Raw genomic sequence first — 21,704 nt, 5'->3', positions numbered from 1 at the left:
AGTGCCAGCGTTTTTGGGCCAAATCTGCAACTATTGAATACTTTCATTATTAACGTCCTTCTTTATAGCATGATGAACGGCCCCTTTTCTCACCCCAAAACGTCCCACGAGGCCGTCCATATGCCTGCAAGTTTTATTGCAAATAATCGATTTCCCTTTTCTTTCCCCGGTGCATTAATTCATCCACCGCATCTTTCGGATCTTTTCCTTCAAACAGCACTTCATAAAGGGCCGTTGTAATCGGCATTGGGACATCATATTTTTGGGCGAGCTGGTATGCCGCTTTTGTTGTGCGGACTCCCTCTACCACCATGCCCATGTTTTCCAATACTTCGTCCAGCTTCATTCCCTTTCCAAGCATATTTCCGGCTTTCCAGTTTCGGGAATGAACGCTTGTACAAGTTACAATCAAATCCCCCATGCCGGTTAATCCGGCAAAAGTGAAAGGATTGCCGCCCATCCGGACGCCTAATCGGGTAATTTCTGCGAGTCCCCGGGTAATCAAAGCCGCTTTCGCATTATCCCCATAATTGAGACCATCGGAAATGCCTGCCGCCAGCGCGATGACGTTTTTCAATGCACCTCCAAGCTCCACACCGATTACATCCGTATTGGTATACACCCGAAAATAATGGTTCATAAACAAATCCTGTATCTTTTCGGCAGAGCGAAGATTTGCGCACGCCGCCGTAATGGTTGTCGGGTGATGCAACACCACTTCTTCGGCATGGCTGGGCCCTGATAATACAACAATATCCTCAACCATATGAGTAGAAAGGGTTTCTTCCAAAATTTCCGAAATCCGCTTTAGCGTATCCGGCTCAATCCCTTTTGATACATGCACAATCAGCGCTTTTTTCTTTAAGTAATCATTGACTTTTTCAGCCACTTCACGGATAGCCTTTGTAGGCACGGCAAAAACGATGATTTCCCCATGGTCGACCGCTTTTTGCAAGTCGCTTGTGGCAATCAATTTTTCAGGAAGTTGAATATTTGGAATGTATTTTTTGTTTGTATGCCGTTCGTTGATTTCTCTCGCTTGATCTTCTCGATGGCTCCAAATCAACGTATCATGGCCATTTTCTGTTAACACCATTGCCAAAGCGGTTCCCCATGAACCCGCTCCTAATACTGATACTTTCTTCATTTGACTCCCCCGCTATTTACTCACGTGCACGTGGTATGATACGAATCGGCGTCCCTTCAAAATCAAAGGTTTCACGAATTCGGTTTTCCAAAAAACGAAGATAAGAGAAATGCATAAGTTCCGGATCGTTGACAAACGTTACAAAAGTAGGCGGCTTTACGGATACTTGGGTCGTATAATAAATGCGCAATCGTTTCCCTTTTTCGGTCGGTGCAGGATTTCTTGCAATCGCATCTTCGATGACATCATTCAGGATGGAAGATTGGATGCGCATTGCATGGTTTTCGCTTACCCGTCTGACCAACGGAATAATTTGATGCAAACGTTGTTTCGTTTTGGCCGAAACAAACACAATCGGCGCATAATCCAAAAATAAAAATTGATTTCGAATCGCTTTTGTAAATTCATTCATCGTTTTATCATTCTTTTCAATCGCATCCCATTTGTTCACGACAATGATAATGCCTTTCCCCGCTTCGTGGGCATATCCCGCGATTTTTTTATCCTGCTCCTGTATTCCTTCTTCCGCATTTAAAACGACAAGCACTACATCAGAACGTTCGATTGCTCTCAATGCCCTCAAGACCGCATACTTCTCCGTGCTTTCATACACTTTTCCCTTTTTCCTCATTCCGGCCGTATCGATGATGACATAATCTTGCCCATCATAAGTATACGGCGTATCAACGGCATCCCGTGTAGTTCCGGCGATATCGCTGACGATGACCCGTTCCTCTCCAAGGATAGCATTGACCAGCGAAGATTTTCCTACATTTGGTCTGCCAATTAATGAAAATTTTATGACATCATCCGCATAGTCATCTTCGTATTCTTTAGGAAAATATTTTGCGCATTCATCCAATAAATCCCCAATTCCTATTCCGTGGGAACCGGAAACCGGAATCGGATCGCCAAATCCTAAGGCATAGAAGTCATAAATGGATTCCCGCATTTCCGGGTTATCAATTTTGTTTACCGCCAATACGACAGGTTTATTCGTTTTATAGAGCATTTTTGCGATTTCTTCATCCTGGACCGTAACCCCTTCGCGTCCATTCGTCAAAAAGATAATGACATCCGCCTCTTCCATGGCAATTTGCGCTTGGGCGCGAATATGTTCCATAAGGGGCTCGTCCCCGCCTAAATCAATTCCACCTGTATCGATGATGTTGAATTCATGGTTCAACCATTCCGCCGAACTGTAAATGCGGTCCCGGGTTACCCCTGGGACATCTTCCACTATGGAGATTCTTTCTCCTACAATCCGATTGAAAATGGTTGATTTCCCCACATTTGGACGTCCTACGATGGCGATTACTGGTTTTGTCATCTGTCCTTCATCCTTCCAAATTCTTATCTTTTGTATTATACACAAAATCTCATGGTTTATCATATTTCGACATAACGGACATAAAAAAAGCGCACTCCTAGAAGCACGCATTTTTTCATGATATTGATTAAGATTGTTCCTTCAATTTCTTCAACTGATCGCCAATCACTTCGCTGATGGAGAATCCTGTCGCTTCCTCAGGCAACTCATAATTAATTTCCTCTTTAGGATTTTCTTCAAGGGCTTTGATACTTAAGGAAAGCCGTTTTTCCTTTTCATTGACATCCAGCACTTTCACTTGAACTTCTTGGCCTTCTTTTAGCACTTCATGCGGCGTATTGATATGTTTTTGGGAAATTTGTGAAATATGGACCAATCCTTCCACACCAGGGAACACTTCAACAAAGGCGCCAAAGGATACCAACCGTTTCACTTTTCCAGTCAACACTTGGCCTTTTTCAACCCGATCGGCGATATTTTCCCATGGTCCAGGCAATGTCTCCTTAATTGATAAGGAAATTCTTTCGTTTGCAGGATCTACGGAAAGGACTTTCACTTTTACTTCCTGTCCTTCTTTAAGGACCGTGTTGATATCTTCTACATGTTCATGGGCAATTTGTGAAATGTGCACCAATCCGTCAACTCCGCCGATGTCCACAAAAGCGCCGAATGGGGCGATCCGTTGAACCGTGCCGTTTAAGATGTCTCCCGGTTTTATGCTTTCAAGCAATTCTCTCTTTCTATTTGCCTTTTCTTCTTCCACAACCGCGCGGTGGGACAATATTAAACGGCCTTTCTCTTTATCCAATTCTGTAATTTTAAATTTTAGCGTTTTTCCTTTATACCCTTCCAAATCTTCTACAAAATGATCTTCTACTAAAGATGCAGGGACAAATCCCCGTACTCCCAAATCGACGACAAGTCCGCCTTTGACAACGTCTTTTACTTCAGCTTCAAAAGATTCTCCCTTTTCATAAAGTTCTTCCAATTTATCCCAAGCTTTTAAAGCATCTACTTTCCGTTTTGAAAGTACAAAATTTTCTTCCTCGATTTTCGTAATCATCAATTCCAGCTCATCGCCTACAGACACCACATCGGATGCTTTTTCTACATGCAGGCTGGAAAGTTCGCTGATTGGTACTATTCCATCAAAGGGTGCTCCTTCTATTGAAACAATGACGGCTTTATCTTCGACTTTCACGGCAACCCCTTTTACAATATCTCCCTCATGGAATTCTCGATTCAAGCCAATGTTCATTTCCTCGGACATATGTAACCCTCCTTCGCATCTTACAATCTCTATTTTATTAGAAATTCCATATAAACACAAAATTTTTTCCTTATAGATAAAATATTTCCTATTTTATGAATAAAATACGCAAAATGAAATGAAGATTATTCCATTTTTTCTTTTGCCAGATGCAATATTTTCTCCGCCACTTCTTCGATGGACAAATCGGTTGTATCCAAGTAGATTGCGTCTTCCGCCTGTACTAAAGGAGAGATTTCCCGTTCCATATCCTGTTTATCACGAAGGGCAATCTCCTCTTTCAATTTTTCAAAGTCGGAAGAGATGCCTCTTTTTTCATTATCAAGCAGCCTGCGTTTCGCCCTCTCTTCAACCGAAGCGGACATAAAAATTTTCAATTCCGCATCTTTTAATACATTGGTTCCAATATCCCTGCCATCCATTACAACCGCTCCGTCTTTTGCGAGCTGCTTTTGTATTGCCACCAGAATTTCGCGGACTTTTCCAATGGCCGCCACTTTTGGGACATTGGCGGTCACTTCATGTGAACGGATTTTCATTGTGACATCCTTTCCATCCAGAAAAACAAGTTGTCCATTTGGGGAAGGCTTCAATTCAATCGTTGTTTTCAAAAGCATTTCTTCCAGCTTTTTTTCATCATTTAATTCTATGTTTTCCTGTAGGGCTTTATACGTTACGGCACGATACATCGCACCCGTATCGATGTAAGTGAATCCTAATTTTTCCGCTACAATTTTTGCGATGGTGCTTTTTCCGGCTCCTGCAGGTCCGTCAATAGCGATTTGTATATTTTTTTTCATAATGCTCCTACTTCCTCCAATGTTATCGTTTTTACCTCACTAATTCCGTAGTTTATCACAAGTTTTGCAATTGTATCGAAATAATTTATGCACAAAAAAAGCCCTCCAATAAATTTGATTATCGGAGGTATAGCATCTCCTTCATCATGACTTGGCGTTCGAAACAGAAACGAAGGATTTGTTGCTGATCCACTTCATCGGTATCCAGATATTGAAAAGACGCCAATGGTTGTTCATCCTTATAAAAAATCCGGATTACCCTTGCATTCGTTTGAATATATTGAATATCCCCATTTTTGAATGGCAATACAATGGTCAATTTTACAATATTCCCCTCAGCAAACGGCAGTGCTTCGGGCAATTTTAAAGCAACTCCTCCGGCACTGATATCATTTGCCACGCATTGGTAAAATTGATTGCCATATTCTACAGCGACATCCACGGGAGTCTTCACCCGCACAAATTCCCTTCTCTCGATTTTCAAAAATTCATCTTCTGGCGGGCAGGAAAGCTTAATCATGGGAATCCTGTCCATGATCCGGCCAATGACTTCCGTCTGAAAAGCGAAAATGCTCCGGTCTCCGTTTTGCAAAATTCCCCGGTACCGGGAACCGTCCAAAAGATAAACGGTTTTGTTCGTGCTCATATTAACCGGGTACGTAATATAAATGACATCCTCTTTTTTATCGACTATTTTGCATTTTAATAAATCTCCCGCTTTTTCCGGAAAAATTGGTTCCAATGTGAGGAATGCCCCTATTTTAAATTCCATTGAAATCCGCCTCGCAAAATCATGATAGTTCCATTATGGCATGAAATCCGGCGAATTTCCAGGGCATTTGAAACATTACGGCAATTGTTCCACTTTTATGACATCGTGGTTTTCCGTATCCACAACTACACGATACGTTTTATTGCTGTCATCTTTGAACCGGGCAATGACTTCATAACATAATCTCAATTGATATGCTTCATTTTCCGTATAGATGAATCGTTCCTGTTCCACGATTGTATTTGGTCTGAAGAATTTTTTCCAATCAATCGGAATGACCGGCTGATCCTTAATGTTTTCTTTCTGTACATATTCCATTGCATTTAATCCCAATAATTCGCCGCTGTCTTTTGATATCTTCATTTGTATGCCGTCCGGATAAACAATCGCACGATGTTTCCCTGCTACCCTGGCAAGGCGCACATGCCAGGATTCATGGTTTTCCTGCATTTCAATGATTTCCAGATCATCATAACCGGCCCGCTGGATAAATTGTTTTGTTAATTCTTTCACTTTTTCCTGAGTCACATTCTTATCAGGCTGCACCGGCCGCTCCGAGAGGAATGAAATGAGGTGCCCCCCTTTGACCGTGATATCCGCATATCCAATGCGGCTTCCTTTCACAAATTGAATATGATAGAAAGGGTATGGGGCATCTTCTTTGCTTCTTGAAACCGTATAGGTCGCATCTTTAATTCCCGGCACCAATTTCTCCAGCACTTTGATTGCTTCGTCTTTCGTAATTTCACGATCTCTGATATGTTTCAAGTCCCTTTTTTTCAGCCAGTCCGATTCACTCGTTGTTAACGGAAAGTCCTTTTCGGTATATGTTTTTAAATTTGATGCTATATTCTTGAATGGCGATTCTTCAAGATCCGCTTTTGCAACTTGCTGCCATTTATCGAAGTTCCGATCGTTTTCAAAAAATTGGGCTGTTGCAACAGTCCATTCATCTGTCAATTTCTCCAAATTTTGATGGACCACTGTCATTTTCTTTTGCCATGATTCATAATCGCCCTCTGTCGCAGCTCTCTTGGCTTCATCTCCTATTTTTCCAAGGTAGCGGAGCCATTGGTTTGCTACATCCGGATTCAAAGGTAAATTGCTGATGGATGAGCGCAACTCATTGCTTGTTCTCCAAATATTATCCAATTCATTCTGCAATGCCTTTTCGTCCTGAAAAAGCAGCGATTGGGCCACCGAACGCTGCAAATAGCTCAACTTTTCGCTGGCATTGGACAAAGAGTTTGTATATTGGGCATGAATCGTTTGTTTCAGTTCCTGATTATCCGAACGCACTTCATACGCATAAACCCCTAATGCTAGCACAGCTATGGAAAGCAGATATACTAAACTTTTCATATTGTCTCTCCTTTAATAGCAAAAGATGTGATTGCCGATTTGTTTTATTTGTGGTCTTGTCCAAATCCACTTGCTTGTTGCAGTTTTAGGGTTGAAGTAATAAAGGGCATTTTCGGATGGATCCCATCCATTCATTGCATCAAGCACTGCCTGCTTCGCTCTTTCGTTCGGCGTCAGCCAAATTTGGCCATCCGCTACAGCCGTAAAAGCACCTGGCTGGAAAATGATTTCAGAAATCGTATTTGGAAAGTCGGGTGATTCGAGCCGGTTTAAAATGACGGCCGCCACTGCCACCTGCCCCTCATAAGGTTCTCCTCTCGCTTCCCCATACACCGCATTGGCCATCAGCTGTAAATCCCGTTCCGTGAATTTTGCAGGCAGCTGATAACTTTTGCTTTTTGAAGCCCCGGTTTTGCCTTTCTTCACTTGTTGATCGAGTGGAATGCCGCCATAATACGTAAATTCACGACCTGCATTAATTTGTGCATGCACCCATTCGCGATCGAAATCGCTGTTATTGACCAGCACTTTTTTCGTTTGAGGACCTGCAATACCGTCCACTTTCAATCCGTAACTTTCTTGGAAGTTTCTCAATGCCCAGTAGGTTCCCCAACCGAACTTTCCGTCAATTTTTCCGTGATAGAACCCCAAATATTGAAGTCTTGCCTGCAATTCAATGACATCATCGCCGAAAGCTCCCCTTTCAATCACTTGATTTGAAAAAGCGGAAGATTCTTCCGGCTTCATAAGAGGAATGGCACCAATTAATAAAGCCAATAGCAAAACAGCGATGAACGTTTTTCTCCTCTTCATCAATCTCACTCCTTTTTCATAGCATGTTTATATCGGAAACTTTTATGCACCTGTCCTGAAAAATGGCCGTTTTTCCAATCTGTTCGGCCGGTCAGGAATTATTATGCACGTTGAAGCGAATTTTATTTGATTCATTTGAAAACCTTGAATTTACAACTATTTCCGGAACCGAGAAAAATTCTCCAATGATCTGCGACGAAAAATTGAAACAACCAAAAAACCGGAACTTCAGATTGTATGAAGTTCCGGTAACTGTTTTTTCTTGCGCTCTGTTTAATACATTATTTCATTTGAACCATCAAAAAAATAAAAAAGACCTAAAAGCAAACCGTCACTTTTAGATCCCAGCTAAATTTTATTTTGTTCTATCAAATGCTTGATTAAATGTTCGTGGGCCAACTTCACTTTTTTCAAAGCAAACCACCATAAAAAAAGCATAAAAGGCGTCATTAAATAAATCCAATAATCTTCAAACACCAGGATAGAATTATAGGCAAAATGCAAAAAGAAAGGCGCCAATAATGAAAGTGCCAAATATTCCTTTGAATAATTCGTTTTCGTAAACTTGCTTTTCCCGAAATAATAGCCCATCACCACACCAAACAGGGCATGGCTGGAAACAGGAAGCAATGCGCGCATAAAGGCCGTATCAATCCCGAATGTCAACAAATAAAGAATGTTCTCCATTGTGGCAAATCCCAAAGATGCAGCTGCTCCATACAAAATGCCGTCATAAGGATCATCAAATTCCACATGCCGAAAAACAAAGGCAAAAATGATGAACCACTTAAAAAATTCTTCCAACGCACTTGAAAAAACGGCATTGAGGAGAAATGGATTCGAAATGAGACTTTCTTCCTGCATGACATGCTGAATAAACATGATGGGAAAAGTGATCAACAATCCAAAAATAAATGTCCGAAAAAGCGTTTTGCGAGGTTCCGTCTCCATCTGGTTTCGCAAATAGAAATAACTGAACAGTGCACAACCTGGAGCAATCGCAGCAGAAAGTAAAATAATCAATATCGACGCTCCCTTCCTTATCAACACTATTTTATAGTATTACAGGATGTTTTTAAAGATTGGGGAAATAAATTTTCTGAACTTTAAAAAAAGCGGCGTGAAATGATGCCGCTTTGATCATCTTTTTGGAACAGGCCTTATTTCGACAGTCTTCTCTCCAAAACCACTTCATTCCGTTGGGTTCCCAAATGAATTCCGCCTGCGCCGTAAATGGTCGCTTCCACCATGTCGCCCTCTTTTAAATATTTACATGAATCGTGCCGGTCAATAATGTTTTTCTTTTCGTCATAACCGGTGCTTAAACTTGATAGCAAGGACATTTCATCCTGGGAAAACTGCATCGCCACACCGCCCGGAGTCCCTGTCAACAATAAATCCCCCGGCGAAAGGTCCATCACTTGCGCCAACTCATTCAATGTTTCAACCGGCTTATACAGCAACTGGCTGGTATTCGCCTTTTGCCGAATTTCCCCGTTCACCGATAATTCCAGTTCCAATTGGAATATTTCATGGATTTCATCGGGTTCCGGCACATACACATAAGGACCAACCGGACAAAAAGTACGGAAACTTTTCCCTTTCAACCATTGATGCTCCAAAAATTGTATATCCCTCGCGGAAACATCATTCGCAATGGTTACGCCCAGAATATATTCATGCAAATTATCTTCTTCGATCCTGGAACATGGATGAATCTCTTTTTTCAAAACAATCGCCAATTCAATTTCGTAATCCAATAATTTTACCCTTTCCGGCTTCACAATCGGATCATAAGGGCCGGAAATGGAACTTGCCGCTTTGGAAAAAATTAAATTAAAAGGCGGCTTTTGAACATCCACTCCCGTTTCTTCACGATGGCTGGAATAATTGACTCCCTGGCAAATAATTGCATTTGGGGTAACGGGCGCAACCAGCTTCACCTCATTGATTGAAAAACTGTTGTCCTTTTGTTTTTCGGTGATTTCCCGAAGATCATTCAAATAGTGGCGCATCAGTTCCTGCAACGTATTGACATTGGAAACCGGAATGATCTGATCATCTTCTTTTACTCCCCAGAACATTTCTCCCATTTTTTCAAAACGAACAAGATAAATCCCCATAAGACACCTCTTTCAAAATTGTTAATTGCTTCCATTCTTAAAGAGAATTGTAAATATGATAAAACATATTTTCAATATTTTTCGAAAAATAAGTGGATATAGGTTTTTTCGACGCAAAAAGAGCGGACTGGGAAGGCCTTTCCCAATCCGCTCTTCTCCGGAAGGATTATACACGCTCATTGTTGGTTACATAGTTTCTTTTTTTCTCAATCGCCTTTGCAATATAGGCCCCATGGAATCTTCCGTTTTCAATGAAAATTTCATTGGCGTTATTGCCGGCAGCAAGCACCCCTGCAATGAACAAATTTTCGATATTCGATTCCATTGTGTCCGGATCATATGTAGGTCTGCCTGTTTCGTCATCAATCGTGACGCCCATTTTTCGGATGAATTCATGATCCGGATGATAGCCGGTCATCGCGAAGACGAAATCATTTTTAATGACAGTTTCTTTCCCTTCGATATTTAAAACGACTTCTTTTTCCCGGATCTCTTTCACTGTTGTATTGAACAGCATCGTGACATAACCATTTCGGATGAGAGATTGAAATTCCGGCAAAATCCAAGGCTTGATGCTAGGGGAGAAATCGCTGCCACGATAAGCGACCGTCACGCGAGCCCCGGCCTTTTGCAATTCCATTGCCGCATCGACCGCTGAATTTTTTCCGCCCACAACCAGAACATCCGTATCAAAATAAGGATGGGCTTCTTTAAAATAATGGAATACTTTTGGCAAATCTTCGCCGGGAACATCCATATAATTCGGATGATCGTAATAGCCGGTTGCAAGAACTACATAAGGTGTTTCATATTGGGCTTTATCGGATTCGACAACAAATAATCCGTCCGGGCGTTTTTCCACAGAAAGCACTTTTTCAAAACGATTCACATGGATATTTTTCAGTTTTACCACTTCACGATAATAGGCAAGAGCCTGGTTTCTCGTCGGTTTCCGTTGCTCCGTAATAAACGGGACATCGCCAATCGTCAACCGGTCGCTTGTAGAATAGAACGTTTGGTGAGTCGGAAAATGATAAAGGGCGTTTACGATATTCCCCTTTTCGATGACCACCGGCTTCAAACCGATTTTTTGCAGTTCAATCGCCGCCGACAAACCACAAGGGCCCCCTCCGACAATAATTGCGTCTACTTTCTGCATGACAAACAACTCCTTAATTATTTAAAAAACTACTATTTTATATTATAACGCGAATTGTCAATCCTTTGTTCAATATGAAGAGCGAAAGTTTAAGCAAATAATGTGGCACTCCGGTTTTGCCCCCAATCGCAACGGAAGCATCGTTGTCCCATAACCGTTGCTGACAAGGATATATGTGCCTTCTTGAACGGTCAATGAACCTTTTGGATAAATGCCAAACGGGCCTAACCGAATTTGCCCCCCATGGTAATGTCCTCCCAAACAAACATCCGCATGGAAATTTTTCATGCTTGAAAACAGAACGGGATTGTGGGATACAAAAATGACTTTATCTTGGGGACGGCATTTTTTAAAGGCCAATTCCGGACGGGCATTGCTTGTCGAAACATCATCAACGGCGCTCAGCCAACATCGATTCACCATGCCCGGCAATAAAACCGCATCATTTTCCACAATTTGGACACCCGTCTCTTGAAAAATCTTCCTTAGACGCTCCTCCCCGACTTCCCGGTCGTTATTTCCCCAGACAAAATAGACGGGAGCCAATGATTGCAAAAGGCGAAGATTCCGATAAATTTTTGAGATAGGGGTCCTCTTGTCCGCCAAATCTCCGCCAATAATCACCGCATGGATCGGTTCTTTAATGTTTTGGATCATTTTCTTGTTAATGGATCGTGTATGAATATCAGATATAAAAAAAATTGTAAATTTTTCTTTCTTTCCCTCTATCGGAATCTCATGGCGAACAACATGATTTTCAAACGCTTTTTTCATCATAAAAAGGAACATTCCGGTGCAAAAAATGAAAAATGCAGTCAATCCCAACATATCATACCCCTCTCGGCAAAAACAAAAAGACGTGGTGGGTTACCATCGTCTTTTCAAGCCACTGGCATACATTAATGTATAATATTTTATAGAATTTTATTCCGGAATGACAAGCGTTTGTCCAGGGGTGATGATATCGGAAGACAAATGATTCGCTCTTTTAATTTTTTCAACACCGCTGATTGGATCGCTATAGTATCGCTTCGCAATACGGAATAACGTTTCATTTGCACTGACAGTATGTATTTTTGTTTTTGGCTGGGACGGAGCAGGTGTTTTTGGTTCTTGTGGCGTATTGTTTTCGGCTTTCTTTGGAGTTTCTTTTTTTTCGGCCGGTTTAGTTGCGGTATGATTTTCCGTTTCGTTATTGCCGTTTTTTTCCAACTGTTCATGTTTTGCTTCTTTTTTTGCTGCCTGTTCTTTGGACTCGTTATTGCCTTCTTTTTCTGCAGCCTGCTCTTTGGATTGCTCATCGCCCTCTTTTTCAGCCTTTGGAGCCGATTCTTTCTTTTCGTTTACTTCCGCTTTTTTCTCTGTATTTTTGGATGATACCGCATGATTCCGTTCCACTTCCACCAAATTTTCATCCTCTTTGTCCACCGAAACTTCCTCTTCCGGATTCCAAAAGAACCATACGTAAATTAAAATGACTAACGGGATTCCGATCAAAATGAACGTTAAATTTCTTAATAATGCCATTTCTTTCGGCTTCTTCATTTTTTTGCGGCGCTCGCTGCGGCTCAGTCTTGTTTTTTCATCATTTAATTCTATCGATTGGCGGTGTTCTTCTATTTTTTTGCGATAATCTTTCCCGTTCATATGGCACCTCCATCTTACTTATTTTATTATGACGAAAAGAGAAGAAAAAGTAAATGAGGGGGCCTTTCTATTTTCAGAGATTTTTGCCGGAAATAAGAATATTGTTATATTTTCAGTCAGTTCCCAGCAAAATTTGTCGCAACCTGATCTGCCATGTAAATGTTTTTTTCTTCAAATGGGTTTCTGTCCTTGGCAATAGGAACTCTCCATAATCGATTCCGCAATGTTCGCAACAATGTTCCGGTTTTCGCTCCAGCTTTTGCCCGAAGTAATGCACCAGCTGCTCCCGAATGCATCCTTCGCTTTTAATAATGGATAACATGTCATTGATGGAGCGGTATTTCTCCATGACCATTTGCCGGAAAATCGATTTCACTTGTTCTTTTGGATAAAGGCCCATCCAATAGTGCAGCACCCGAAAAGATGTTTCCGAAATCAACCCATTGTGCATCATTTCTTTCGGATGTATGTTTCTTCTCACGTATTCATCGTATAACTCCATCTGGGCTTCATTCGGCAAGTCTTCCCCCGCAATGAAACGGACCACTTCTTCGTCCCCATCTGAGTACAGCAGAATGGCAACGGCATCCTTCCCGTCACGGCCGGCCCTTCCAACTTCCTGCATGTAATCCGCCACGTTTGATGGCATCGTATCATGGATGATTTGCCGCACATCCGCTTTATGAACTCCCATGCCAAAAGCGTTTGTAGCAACGATCCAATCCAAAGCGCCCTCTATAAATTGCTGCTGGATAAATTGGCGGTCTTCCGCATCTTTGCCGCCATGATAAGATGAAGCGGAAAGACCGAGTTCCAATAAGAGCGATGCGATTTCATCCGTTCTTTTTCTGGAACGGGTATAGATGATGCCCGGCCCTTGCGTATGGGATACATGGTTCAGAAGCCATTGCGTTTTTTCTTCTTTTGATGGAAAGATTTTTTTGCCATATCGGATATTGGGACGATCGACGGAATGAATATATTCAAACGGTTCTTTCATCTTTAAAAATCGGCGTATGTCTTCAAGCACCTTTTCCGTCGCTGTCGCAGACAAGGCCAAAACCGGAGGACGGTTTTCTTTCAATACGTCCCCGATTTTCAGATAATCCGGGCGAAAATCGAACCCCCATTGGGAAATGCAATGGGCCTCATCCACAACAATGAGCGCCAGTTCCAATTGGTTCAGCCTGTTTTTGACCTGCGGCTGCACCAGCATTTCCGGTGAAATAAAAATAAAACGAAAGTTGTGCAAAGAATTCATGACATGCTGTTTTTGCTGCCGGTTCAAAAAAGAATTGAGGGCGACTGCCCGTTTCTCTCCAAACTGTTTCATTTGGTCCACCTGGTCCTGCATAAGGGAAAGCAGAGGAGAAATAATTAATACCGGTTTGTTCAATATGTATGCCGGCAGCTGGTAACATAGGGATTTCCCCATGCCGGTCGGAAGCAAAGCAATGGTATCCCTTCCATTTAATAATTGTTCGATCACTTCCTTTTGGCCGGGCCGGAATGATGGGTAGCCGAAATGTTTTTGCAGCAGCTGTTCTAATTGCATACCGTTTCACCTCTTACCAATGCAAGGCGCAATTGAAAATATGATAAATGGGGCAATGCCTCGTGAAGGAATTTCAATTTTTTTGACTGGTAATGTTGAACCGCTTTGAGCACTTGTTCTATATCTTCCCTTTTGATAAATCGTTCGATCGGGAACGACGGATCGTTGATGGCCAACTCAACCAAATGGTCTTCAATTGTGCTTTTCTTTAATTTCCGAATTCGGCTGATTTGCTCAATCGAATATCCTTGCCTGAAAAGAAGAACCGTATGGTAGGCAGATTCCGTCAAAGGAACCTCCACCCGGATATCTTGAGCCATCTCAAATAAATATGGATATTGCCCTTTGCCAACCAAAATTTCATTGAGCCATTGGTGAAGGCAAGCCACATACATGATCTGGACATCCAATTCAGGCATCTCCAATTCCCTGCTGATTTGCTCCCAGGTGAAGCCGGGCATACGGATGCCGGTTAAGCGCTTTACCACAATTTCCTTTGCCTGCTCGCTGATTTTGGCTCTTCCCAGGCTTTGCAACATTTCATCGTACAGATTATGGGCGAGAAGACCTGATTTGTAATGATTTTTTATTAAAAAACTCCGAACCCATTGCTGTACGCTTTCATCCTTTTGGATCGGATTAAAGGACATCACTTCTTCCCGCGCATGGGATAAGCTTTGTACGATTAAAGAGAGCCTTGAGAAAAAAATATGTTCATTTCCCCTATATTGCCAGCCGTTTAAAGGCAAAGGCTCATGTTGCCGGAGAAACCGTAATCCCTTTTCGGTCAGTTGAAAACTCTTCTTTGTTATGTGGATGAAATGTTGTTCAACAAGATTTTGAATTTCTTCATCATATTTATTTCTTGAAAGTTTTGGAAGAATGCCAAAGTATGGATGCAAGCGGAAGATGCCCACATCCTGTATCGTTTGTCCGGAACGTTTTCCTTTCAGCAGATGATACGGGGAAGAAATGGTCCGTTCTTTTTGTAGAATTTTTAAAATATCTAAGACTAAATACCGAAATATCAAATCAGAACCTCCAATTTTATGGTCTTAATGTTGAAAAGTCCTATAAACAGATTTAGAATAATATAGAAGCTTTAACATGGAAGCCCGATAGATAAAGGAGAGATTATAATATGCCAAAATATACAATTGTAGATAAAGATACATGCATCGCATGCGGCGCTTGTGGTGCGGCCGCCCCGGATATTTATGATTACGATGATGAAGGCATTGCCTATGTTATTTTAGATAATAACACGGGGACTGCGGAAGTACCAGAAGATTTGCTGGAAGATATGCAGGATGCTTTTGAAGGCTGCCCGACAGATTCCATCAAAGTGGCAGACGAACCTTTTGATGGCGACCCTTTGAAATTTGAATAAAATAAAAAAAGGTGCATCGCTCCAGGATGCACCTTTCTTCGTTTCGGCATGAATTGTTTCTATGCATTTTGTTCCCGCATTTTCTTTAATAGGTAAGAAGCAAGCAGCAAGAAGCAGCCCATTCCAAATACTGTATAATAAGAAACTTCAAATGTCGGCCCGAAAGGCGGAACCGCAAATTTCACGATCAGACCGAGCGCAAACAACCCGCCGGCAATAATGGAATATAATATTGTGATGCCTTTTCTCTTTTTTTGTTCCCGGAAGGTTCCATTCTTTAATATTTTTAAAACAATATAGATGAACATTACAATCGCTCCAACAAGGAGGATACCGGATACGATTAAAGTTCCGGCATAAACGGTCTGGTCTTCTTTCTTAAAAAGGGGAAACAATCCTACGATTGCGAAGTACCAGCCAAAAAACGTAAACAAAATTTCTAAGGCAAATTCCATTTGATGTTTCCATGATTCTTTCGGCAAAGCGGCAAGAATTTCATCCGCCAACTCTTTCGGATTTTTCCCGAACACTGTTTCCGCCGTTTTTCCTTCTTTCTGCGCCTCCAATAAATGATCCAGCATCTCAAGCAACACTTCTTCCACAGCCCGTTCATCCTTCGATAAATTCGCACGGATGTATACAAGTAAATCTTCATAATATTTTTTATTTTCGGGCAATAACAGCTCCCTTTTTTCATTGTTTTGTTGAATCAGTTCCTTTATCGGAATTTTCATGTTTCATCACTCCCTAATATTGTTTCAATAGATGAAGACAAAACTTTCCATTCTTTCCGGATTTCCTTGAGCGCCTCTTTTCCCTTTTCGGTAATGAAATAATATTTGCGGTCGGGCCCCGAATCGGAAGCCCTCATTTCGCCGACAATAAATCCATTTTTTTGAAGGCGCAACAATACCGGATAAATGGTCCCTTCACTGACCGCCAAACCGGCCTGTTCCAGTTTTTTCGAAAGCTCATAGCCATAAACTTCGTATTTTTCGATAATTGCCAAAATACAGCCATCCAGAACCCCTTTTAACAACTGGCTTCGTATGGACAAATATGTCACCCCGCATTTAGTGATGAGAATCAGGAATCATATTCCAACGAAATATCTTGCATTGCAAGATATTGACCGGTTATCTACCTTGCATTACAAAGTATCTATTTTCACTATATTGTATTGCAAAATAGTTGTCAATAGTTATTATTGATTTTTCTTGCAATTGCTGTTAATATTTTAGTAGTTGGTGCTAATAACTGATGTTAAAGGAGTCAAGTCCATGGATGTATTAAATTTAAAGGATAAAAATATTGTTGTCATGGGAGTTGCTAATGAAAGAAGCATTGCCTGGGGAGCGGCGAAAAAGCTGTTGGAAGTTGGAGCAAACGTCATTTTTACGTATCGGAAAGACCGCTCAAAAGCAAAAATAGAAAAACTTTTGGAAGACTACAAAGAGAAAAAAACGGCCGTCATTCAATGCGATGTCAACAGCGATGAATCCATCCAGACAGCATTCGGGCAAATCGGCGAACAGTTCGGCGTCATCCACGGAATTGTGCATTCTGTCGCTTTTGCCCATGCTGAAGATTTAAAAAACCGTTTTGTGGAAACTTCCCGTGAAGGATTTGCCTTCGCATTGGATACTAGCGCTTATTCCCTGATCGCGGTGACAAGAGCTGCGCGGCCATTTATGACGGAAGGCGGCTCGATCGTAACCATGTCTTATCTGGGGGCAGAACGGGTTCTTGAAGGATATAACGTCATGGGCGTTGCGAAAGCCGCTTTGGAAGCATCCGTCCGTTATTTGGCTGCAGACTTAGGAAAAGAAGGCATCCGCGTCAATGCCATTTCTGCCGGAGCGATCCGGACGCTGGCGGCAAAAGGCGTTCCAAGCTTTAATGAAGCTTTGCATCGTTATGAAGAAGTTTCACCATTAAAACGCAACACAAATAAAGAAGAAGTTGGAGATATGACGGTTGTGCTCCTCAGTGATCTTTCCCGCGGCGTGACAGGGGAAACGGTATACGTCGACTCCGGTTACCATATTATGGGATAATGATAAACTGAATGGAACAAAAATAAAACAACATTTTCTCTTGTGAGAAAATGTTGTTTTTTTATCGATTGAAACTATTGCCGTCCAAAACCTTTATTTCATTTTTACAACAATAATGTCGGCATCATGTTTTGCAATTAAGCTGTGCTTTTCTTTCGGTTCCATGTGCAGCAATGTTTCATTCGTCAATTCAACCGTTTCTTCTTCCACTGTAAATTCCACTGTCCCTCTGCGGACAATGATTAACACATCCCCGTCGGCGAAATGGGACGGAATCGACTCGCCGGATTTCAGCTGAATGTTCATCACTTGCGCTTTTTCTATGTCGAGGACTTTTCCGACTTGCTTGTTTTTCTCTTCAAGTGTAAACTAGCACATTATTTCAGAATCCCTTTTTCAAATTATTTCAGGCGGATTCGGAAATAATGTGCAAAATTTTTGCGGATTGTTCCGGATTTTGCACATTCTTTCGGAACGTTTGCACGCTCTTTCAGATGAAGATTTCCAGCGCGCCTGATGGATCGATGGAAAAGAGAAAGCACAAAAGAGGCCGATTCGGCCCCTTTCGTGCTAATACCCCATTTCCTCTGCGGCCATGCGCACCATTTCTTCGTCAATGGCGTCCTTTTTCAGCTGGTACCCGTATAACAGGCACGTCGTGGCCAACGTGTTGATCACCCGAGGCCATCCCCGCGACTGCAGGGCAATCGACTCTAACGCCGATGGGGTGAAGATCGGATGCTTCGCCCCGGCCTGTTTCATCCGATGTTCGATGTAGCCCGCCACCTCTTCCTTCTCCAGCGGCCCCATCCGGTATCGCATGATGATCCGCTGGTCGAGAGGGCGGTGCTGATTGAGCCGCAGCTTCCCCTGTAAATGGGGCAGCCCGGCCAAAATCAAGACAAATGGGTTGGTCGAATCCATCTCAAAGTTGAACAAGATCGCGATGTCCTGTAAAAATGCATCCTTCGCTAAATGCATCTCGTCCAAAATGAACACCGGCGTGATCCGCCGTTCATGATACAATCGCTCGATCGCCTGCTGGATTTGGCGGAAGAGGTCTACCTTGCGGTACTTCGGTTCCTCTCCTAATCCCAAGGCCAAACCACGGTAAAAATCCATCACGCCTCCGGTGGATAACGGAAAGTAGACGACATGATACAATGATGGATTCAATGACTCTTTCAGCGCCCGAAGGGCGAACGTCTTGCCCGCCCCTGGCTCTCCGATTAACAGCCCGATCCCCCGGGTTCGTTTCACGTACTCCAGCGCCCGCAACGCTTCCTGAAACGGCGCCCCTTGATACGCCTCGGACGGGTCTGTTTCTTTCGCAAACGGCTCCCGCGAAAGGGAGTAAAACGATTTATACACCGTGTTCTCCCTCCTTCGCCGGAATCGCCGCAAACGGGGACCGATGGCGTTTTACATAGGCGTTGTCCTCCAAACGAACCCGAACGGCCTCCGCCACCTTCCTTCCATCTTCGTACACATAGACGCCCCGTTCGTCATAGCGGAGTTCAATCGATTGCCCAATGAACCGGGGCGGCACTTCATACAGCTGCTTGTTCAAGGTGATCGTTCCATCGGCTTTGACCTTGCGGTGCTCCCGCTTCAGAAAAATCGCATCCAGCCAATCGCCATCTTCGATGAACGACACGAGATGCACTTGCGATTGAAACACCTCATGCGGCGTTTTTCCGTCCAGCGAGGCGTGCGGTTTTCGATGATACTCCTCTTCAAGCCACCTCCAAAAGCGCTCGTTCAGCTCTTCGAGCGACTTCGGGGGATCCAACTCCAGCAGCGGATAAAACCGCGTCTGTACGGTGCGGAAGAACCGTTCGATTTTCCCTTTGCTTTGCGGGTCATACGGCTGGGTGTGGATGAGCGTAATTCCCATCTCGGCGCACGCATACTGCAGCACCTCGGATCGATAAATTTTCCCGTTGTCCGAGTAAATGCGCTTCGGCTTCCCGCAACGAAGCACCGCTTCCTTCGTGACGATCCGCAGCCCGTCAAACTTCTCCGAAGGGAAAAACTGCGCGTACGGCACAAACCGCGAGCAGTCATCGATATAGGCGATCAAAAACGTTTTCTGGGCTTTCCCATTGACTCGAATCGTTGGTCCATGGGATAAGTCCCCTTGCCAAAGCTCATTGATCTGGTCATACGCAAAGCGCTTTCGCTCCGGCATGGGCAAGATTTCTTTCCCGACAAGGTTGTGTTTTTTCAACAATCGGTATATAGTAAAGTAAGAGGTATGATTTTCTGGGATTTCCCCCTGCTCGATCAGGTGTTCGTAGAACACCGTCACGGGCATGGTGGGATGTTCTTTTCTTAGGGCTAAAATATGATCCTCATCATCGGGCGACAGACGCCTTGAGTGGCCGCGGTCCGAACGGCGCTTCGGCTTTAAGGCGTCAAAGCCCCCTTTTTTGTATCGGGTGCACCAATCGAGGATCGTCTTGGCTGCGATTCGTTTGTCGCCCTGGTGGGGAACATGGTGCACTCGCTCGCTCACCTCTTTCAGATACGTCTTCGGTTCCACCTGCCCATTCACCAACGGAGCGATTAGCCCGTACCGAAACAGGGCAATGTCGTGTCTCATCGACTCATCCATTCGAATCTCCTCCTTGTCTCACTTGGAATCAGGACCGTTCCGGTCCGTCTGCCCTTATCGTACCGGATCGCTTTTTCTCCGTCGATAGGAAAGGTTTGTGGGAACCTCAACTATTTCCAATTTAGGATATGTATGTAAAATCAGGATCCCATTTGATTCGCAAAAGGGTGTCGGAATCCGTCCTCCCACATGTCTCTGATGACCGAATAGAGACCGTGTTTCTCCAACGTCCGGATCCACCAGGAAGCCCGTTCCTTTTCTTTTTTCACGATAGGGCCTATGATCCTCCACCGCCTCGCAAAAAAGCTGTGAAGGTTTGATAGGTTTCGGCAGAACCGCCGGACATAAAAGATGATGCCGTCCTTTGTCGGGAGAAACGGAGCCCGGTTCGTCCCCTCGGTCAATCCCAACTGCTCTTTCACGACTTGCCATATGGCGGACAACGTATACTGAAAATACGGGAGGAGAAAGGAAGGCAGCACACTCACCGTCTTCAAGCATTCCCGACAGCGATACCGGACAATCCAAATGCGATAATCACCATGTGGGGTCAATGCGTTTCGCTCATAGTAACCGTGGCGGTGCAACGGGCGCTTGGCCCGGCAATGCGGACACTTTTTCAGAAGAGGGAAGTCGTTTTCTTTTCCACGCTCTGCATACGTTTGGACGTCAATGCCAAAGTCATGAAATTGAATCACGTCCTTCTCCCCCTCCTATGAACCGATGGATTTTCTCTTCCGAAATAATTCACAAAAAATTTAGCACATTCTTTCAGAAAAGGGGAGAGGGCTTTCTGAAGGAATGTGCAAAAAAATGGCTCTTTTGTTCCGAAATAAAGTGATAATTTACATCAAGTACATATGGTGTTGAAATGACTTTCATCCAATATTCCTCCAATCCATTTCTTTCTATTATAAAACATATTGTTTACTGAAATCTTTTCGATAACATGTCTTTTGTGACCGGGCCGACTATTTTTTCTGTAACCTTCCCTTCTTCGTTGATGATAAAACTCGTGGGAATTGTCATGATTTGATAACTCTCAGATACTTCCCCTGTCTCATCCAGCAAAACCGGAAACTTCAATTGATATTGGGCGGCAAACTTTTTTACGTCATCCTTCGACCATTCCTGATCGGTAACATTGATTGCCAAAATTTCGATATTGCGTTTTTTCGCATATTGTTCATAGAATTCGCTCAACTGGCGCATTTCTTCTTTGCATGGAGGGCACCAGCTCGTCCAAAAGTTGATTAAAATTTGTTTTCCTTTCAAATCGGATAATCGAATGGTATCGTTTTTCAAAGTTCTCAGTTGGAAATTTTTTGCCTCAAAATCCGCTGAATGAAAAGCGGTTTCCAATTGCCCATCATGATGATGGCCATCCGTTTCTTCCAAGGTTTCACGATCATGCGGCTCCTCTAATCCTAAATTTTGATACAAAAAATCGATGAACTCTTCTTCCGTGAAAGTCTCCTCTCTTCCTTTTTCACCCTTGATGAAGTGGGAATAGATTGTCCATACGAATGCGCAAATCAATAACAAAAAAAAGAAAATGGACCGTCTCGTTCTTTCCATCACACCATCCTTATAACCTTTCTCTTAACAACTATATGTATCCCTTTATCAAGTAGTACCATGTGCACAAATTTTAAAATTGCC

Annotated in this window: 23 protein-coding genes; 2 read left to right on the top strand and 21 right to left on the bottom strand. The window is 43.0% G+C overall.

Features of this window, described 5'->3' with window-relative positions:
• Positions 1–133: 133 nt before the first annotated feature.
• The 14 genes from NST62_RS04845 to NST62_RS04780 all read right to left on the bottom strand — a co-directional run bounded on the left by NST62_RS04845 (position 134) and on the right by NST62_RS04780 (position 15,009).
• On the bottom strand, positions 134–1,147 hold the full coding sequence (locus NST62_RS04845; RefSeq protein ID WP_141600938.1) for an NAD(P)H-dependent glycerol-3-phosphate dehydrogenase: 1,014 nt from the start codon (positions 1,145–1,147) through the stop codon (positions 134–136).
• Positions 1,148–1,163: 16 nt separating this feature from the next.
• Entirely contained in the window at positions 1,164–2,477 is a 1,314-nt protein-coding gene (der, locus tag NST62_RS04840; protein ID WP_328219666.1) for a ribosome biogenesis GTPase Der, read from the bottom strand.
• 127 nt (positions 2,478–2,604) lie between these two features.
• Positions 2,605–3,747: a 30S ribosomal protein S1 gene (gene rpsA / locus NST62_RS04835; RefSeq protein ID WP_342463186.1), complete on the bottom strand. Its 1,143-nt coding sequence runs from the start codon at positions 3,745–3,747 to the stop codon at positions 2,605–2,607.
• A gap of 125 nt (positions 3,748–3,872) precedes the next feature.
• Positions 3,873–4,547 (bottom strand): (d)CMP kinase, encoded by a 675-nt coding sequence (gene cmk, locus NST62_RS04830; protein WP_141600941.1) that lies wholly within the window; start codon positions 4,545–4,547, stop codon positions 3,873–3,875.
• Positions 4,548–4,665: 118 nt separating this feature from the next.
• Positions 4,666–5,319 (bottom strand): PilZ domain-containing protein, encoded by a 654-nt coding sequence (locus NST62_RS04825; protein ID WP_342463185.1) that lies wholly within the window; start codon positions 5,317–5,319, stop codon positions 4,666–4,668.
• Between the two features lie 75 nt (positions 5,320–5,394).
• On the bottom strand, positions 5,395–6,681 hold the full coding sequence (locus NST62_RS04820; RefSeq protein WP_328215193.1) for a PepSY1/2 domain-containing protein: 1,287 nt from the start codon (positions 6,679–6,681) through the stop codon (positions 5,395–5,397).
• A 12-nt stretch (positions 6,682–6,693) separates the two neighbouring features.
• Positions 6,694–7,494 carry a spore cortex-lytic enzyme gene (gene sleB, locus NST62_RS04815; protein WP_141600944.1) on the bottom strand — a complete coding sequence of 267 codons (801 nt, stop codon included), beginning with the start codon at positions 7,492–7,494 and terminating at the stop codon, positions 6,694–6,696.
• Between the two features lie 348 nt (positions 7,495–7,842).
• Complete coding sequence (prsW, locus tag NST62_RS04810; RefSeq protein ID WP_141600945.1) at positions 7,843–8,517, bottom strand: glutamic-type intramembrane protease PrsW; 675 nt, start codon at positions 8,515–8,517, stop codon at positions 7,843–7,845.
• A gap of 137 nt (positions 8,518–8,654) precedes the next feature.
• Positions 8,655–9,617, bottom strand: a complete 963-nt coding sequence (locus tag NST62_RS04805) for a fumarylacetoacetate hydrolase family protein (RefSeq protein ID WP_141600946.1) — start codon at positions 9,615–9,617, stop codon at positions 8,655–8,657.
• 166 nt (positions 9,618–9,783) lie between these two features.
• On the bottom strand, positions 9,784–10,776 hold the full coding sequence (locus NST62_RS04800; RefSeq protein ID WP_342463184.1) for a YpdA family putative bacillithiol disulfide reductase: 993 nt from the start codon (positions 10,774–10,776) through the stop codon (positions 9,784–9,786).
• A gap of 69 nt (positions 10,777–10,845) precedes the next feature.
• Positions 10,846–11,604, bottom strand: coding sequence for a metallophosphoesterase (locus NST62_RS04795; RefSeq protein WP_141600948.1), 759 nt, complete (start codon positions 11,602–11,604; stop codon positions 10,846–10,848).
• Positions 11,605–11,700: 96 nt separating this feature from the next.
• Positions 11,701–12,423, bottom strand: a complete 723-nt coding sequence (locus NST62_RS04790) for a LysM peptidoglycan-binding domain-containing protein (protein WP_141600949.1) — start codon at positions 12,421–12,423, stop codon at positions 11,701–11,703.
• A gap of 112 nt (positions 12,424–12,535) precedes the next feature.
• Positions 12,536–13,978 carry an ATP-dependent DNA helicase RecQ gene (locus NST62_RS04785; protein WP_141600950.1) on the bottom strand — a complete coding sequence of 481 codons (1,443 nt, stop codon included), beginning with the start codon at positions 13,976–13,978 and terminating at the stop codon, positions 12,536–12,538.
• Complete coding sequence (locus NST62_RS04780) at positions 13,969–15,009, bottom strand: helix-turn-helix domain-containing protein (protein ID WP_141600951.1); 1,041 nt, start codon at positions 15,007–15,009, stop codon at positions 13,969–13,971. Before NST62_RS04780 ends, NST62_RS04785 begins: the two co-directional genes overlap by 10 nt.
• A gap of 110 nt (positions 15,010–15,119) precedes the next feature.
• On the opposite strand from NST62_RS04780, the gene NST62_RS04775 reads away from it, so the two are divergent.
• Positions 15,120–15,368 carry a ferredoxin gene (locus tag NST62_RS04775; RefSeq protein ID WP_141600952.1) on the top strand — a complete coding sequence of 83 codons (249 nt, stop codon included), beginning with the start codon at positions 15,120–15,122 and terminating at the stop codon, positions 15,366–15,368.
• Between the two features lie 59 nt (positions 15,369–15,427).
• Here the strand turns inward: NST62_RS04775 and NST62_RS04770 are convergent, their stop codons facing one another.
• Together NST62_RS04770 and NST62_RS04765 are read right to left on the bottom strand one after the other, a co-directional pair.
• Positions 15,428–16,102, bottom strand: coding sequence for a DUF1129 family protein (locus NST62_RS04770; protein WP_141600953.1), 675 nt, complete (start codon positions 16,100–16,102; stop codon positions 15,428–15,430).
• Positions 16,099–16,425 (bottom strand): PadR family transcriptional regulator, encoded by a 327-nt coding sequence (locus NST62_RS04765; protein ID WP_141600954.1) that lies wholly within the window; start codon positions 16,423–16,425, stop codon positions 16,099–16,101. The genes NST62_RS04770 and NST62_RS04765 overlap by 4 nt, the downstream gene beginning before the upstream one ends.
• 223 nt (positions 16,426–16,648) lie before the next feature.
• Between NST62_RS04765 and fabI the strand changes: the two genes are divergently transcribed.
• On the top strand, positions 16,649–17,425 hold the full coding sequence (gene fabI / locus NST62_RS04760) for an enoyl-ACP reductase FabI (protein ID WP_141600955.1): 777 nt from the start codon (positions 16,649–16,651) through the stop codon (positions 17,423–17,425).
• 93 nt (positions 17,426–17,518) lie between these two features.
• Here the strand turns inward: fabI and NST62_RS04755 are convergent, their stop codons facing one another.
• From NST62_RS04755 to NST62_RS04735, 5 genes are all read right to left on the bottom strand, one after another.
• Positions 17,519–17,731, bottom strand: a complete 213-nt coding sequence (locus NST62_RS04755; protein WP_342463183.1) for a cupin domain-containing protein — start codon at positions 17,729–17,731, stop codon at positions 17,519–17,521.
• A 264-nt stretch (positions 17,732–17,995) separates the two neighbouring features.
• Positions 17,996–18,796: an AAA family ATPase gene (locus tag NST62_RS04750; protein ID WP_087959892.1), complete on the bottom strand. Its 801-nt coding sequence runs from the start codon at positions 18,794–18,796 to the stop codon at positions 17,996–17,998.
• Positions 18,789–20,042 (bottom strand): IS481 family transposase, encoded by a 1,254-nt coding sequence (locus NST62_RS04745; RefSeq protein WP_099232911.1) that lies wholly within the window; start codon positions 20,040–20,042, stop codon positions 18,789–18,791. Before NST62_RS04745 ends, NST62_RS04750 begins: the two co-directional genes overlap by 8 nt.
• 140 nt (positions 20,043–20,182) lie before the next feature.
• On the bottom strand, positions 20,183–20,740 hold the full coding sequence (locus NST62_RS04740) for a DUF6431 domain-containing protein (protein ID WP_087959845.1): 558 nt from the start codon (positions 20,738–20,740) through the stop codon (positions 20,183–20,185).
• A 229-nt stretch (positions 20,741–20,969) separates the two neighbouring features.
• Positions 20,970–21,620: a TlpA disulfide reductase family protein gene (locus tag NST62_RS04735; protein ID WP_141600957.1), complete on the bottom strand. Its 651-nt coding sequence runs from the start codon at positions 21,618–21,620 to the stop codon at positions 20,970–20,972.
• Positions 21,621–21,704: the final 84 nt, after the last annotated feature.

Origin of the sequence: Ureibacillus sp. FSL K6-8385 (assembly GCF_038593155.1) — a bacterium.
In the GTDB taxonomy this organism is placed as follows: domain Bacteria; phylum Bacillota; class Bacilli; order Bacillales_A; family Planococcaceae; genus Ureibacillus; species Ureibacillus terrenus.
Note: the sequence above shows the minus strand (reverse complement) of the source record. Positions and strands in the feature narration are given on the sequence as shown.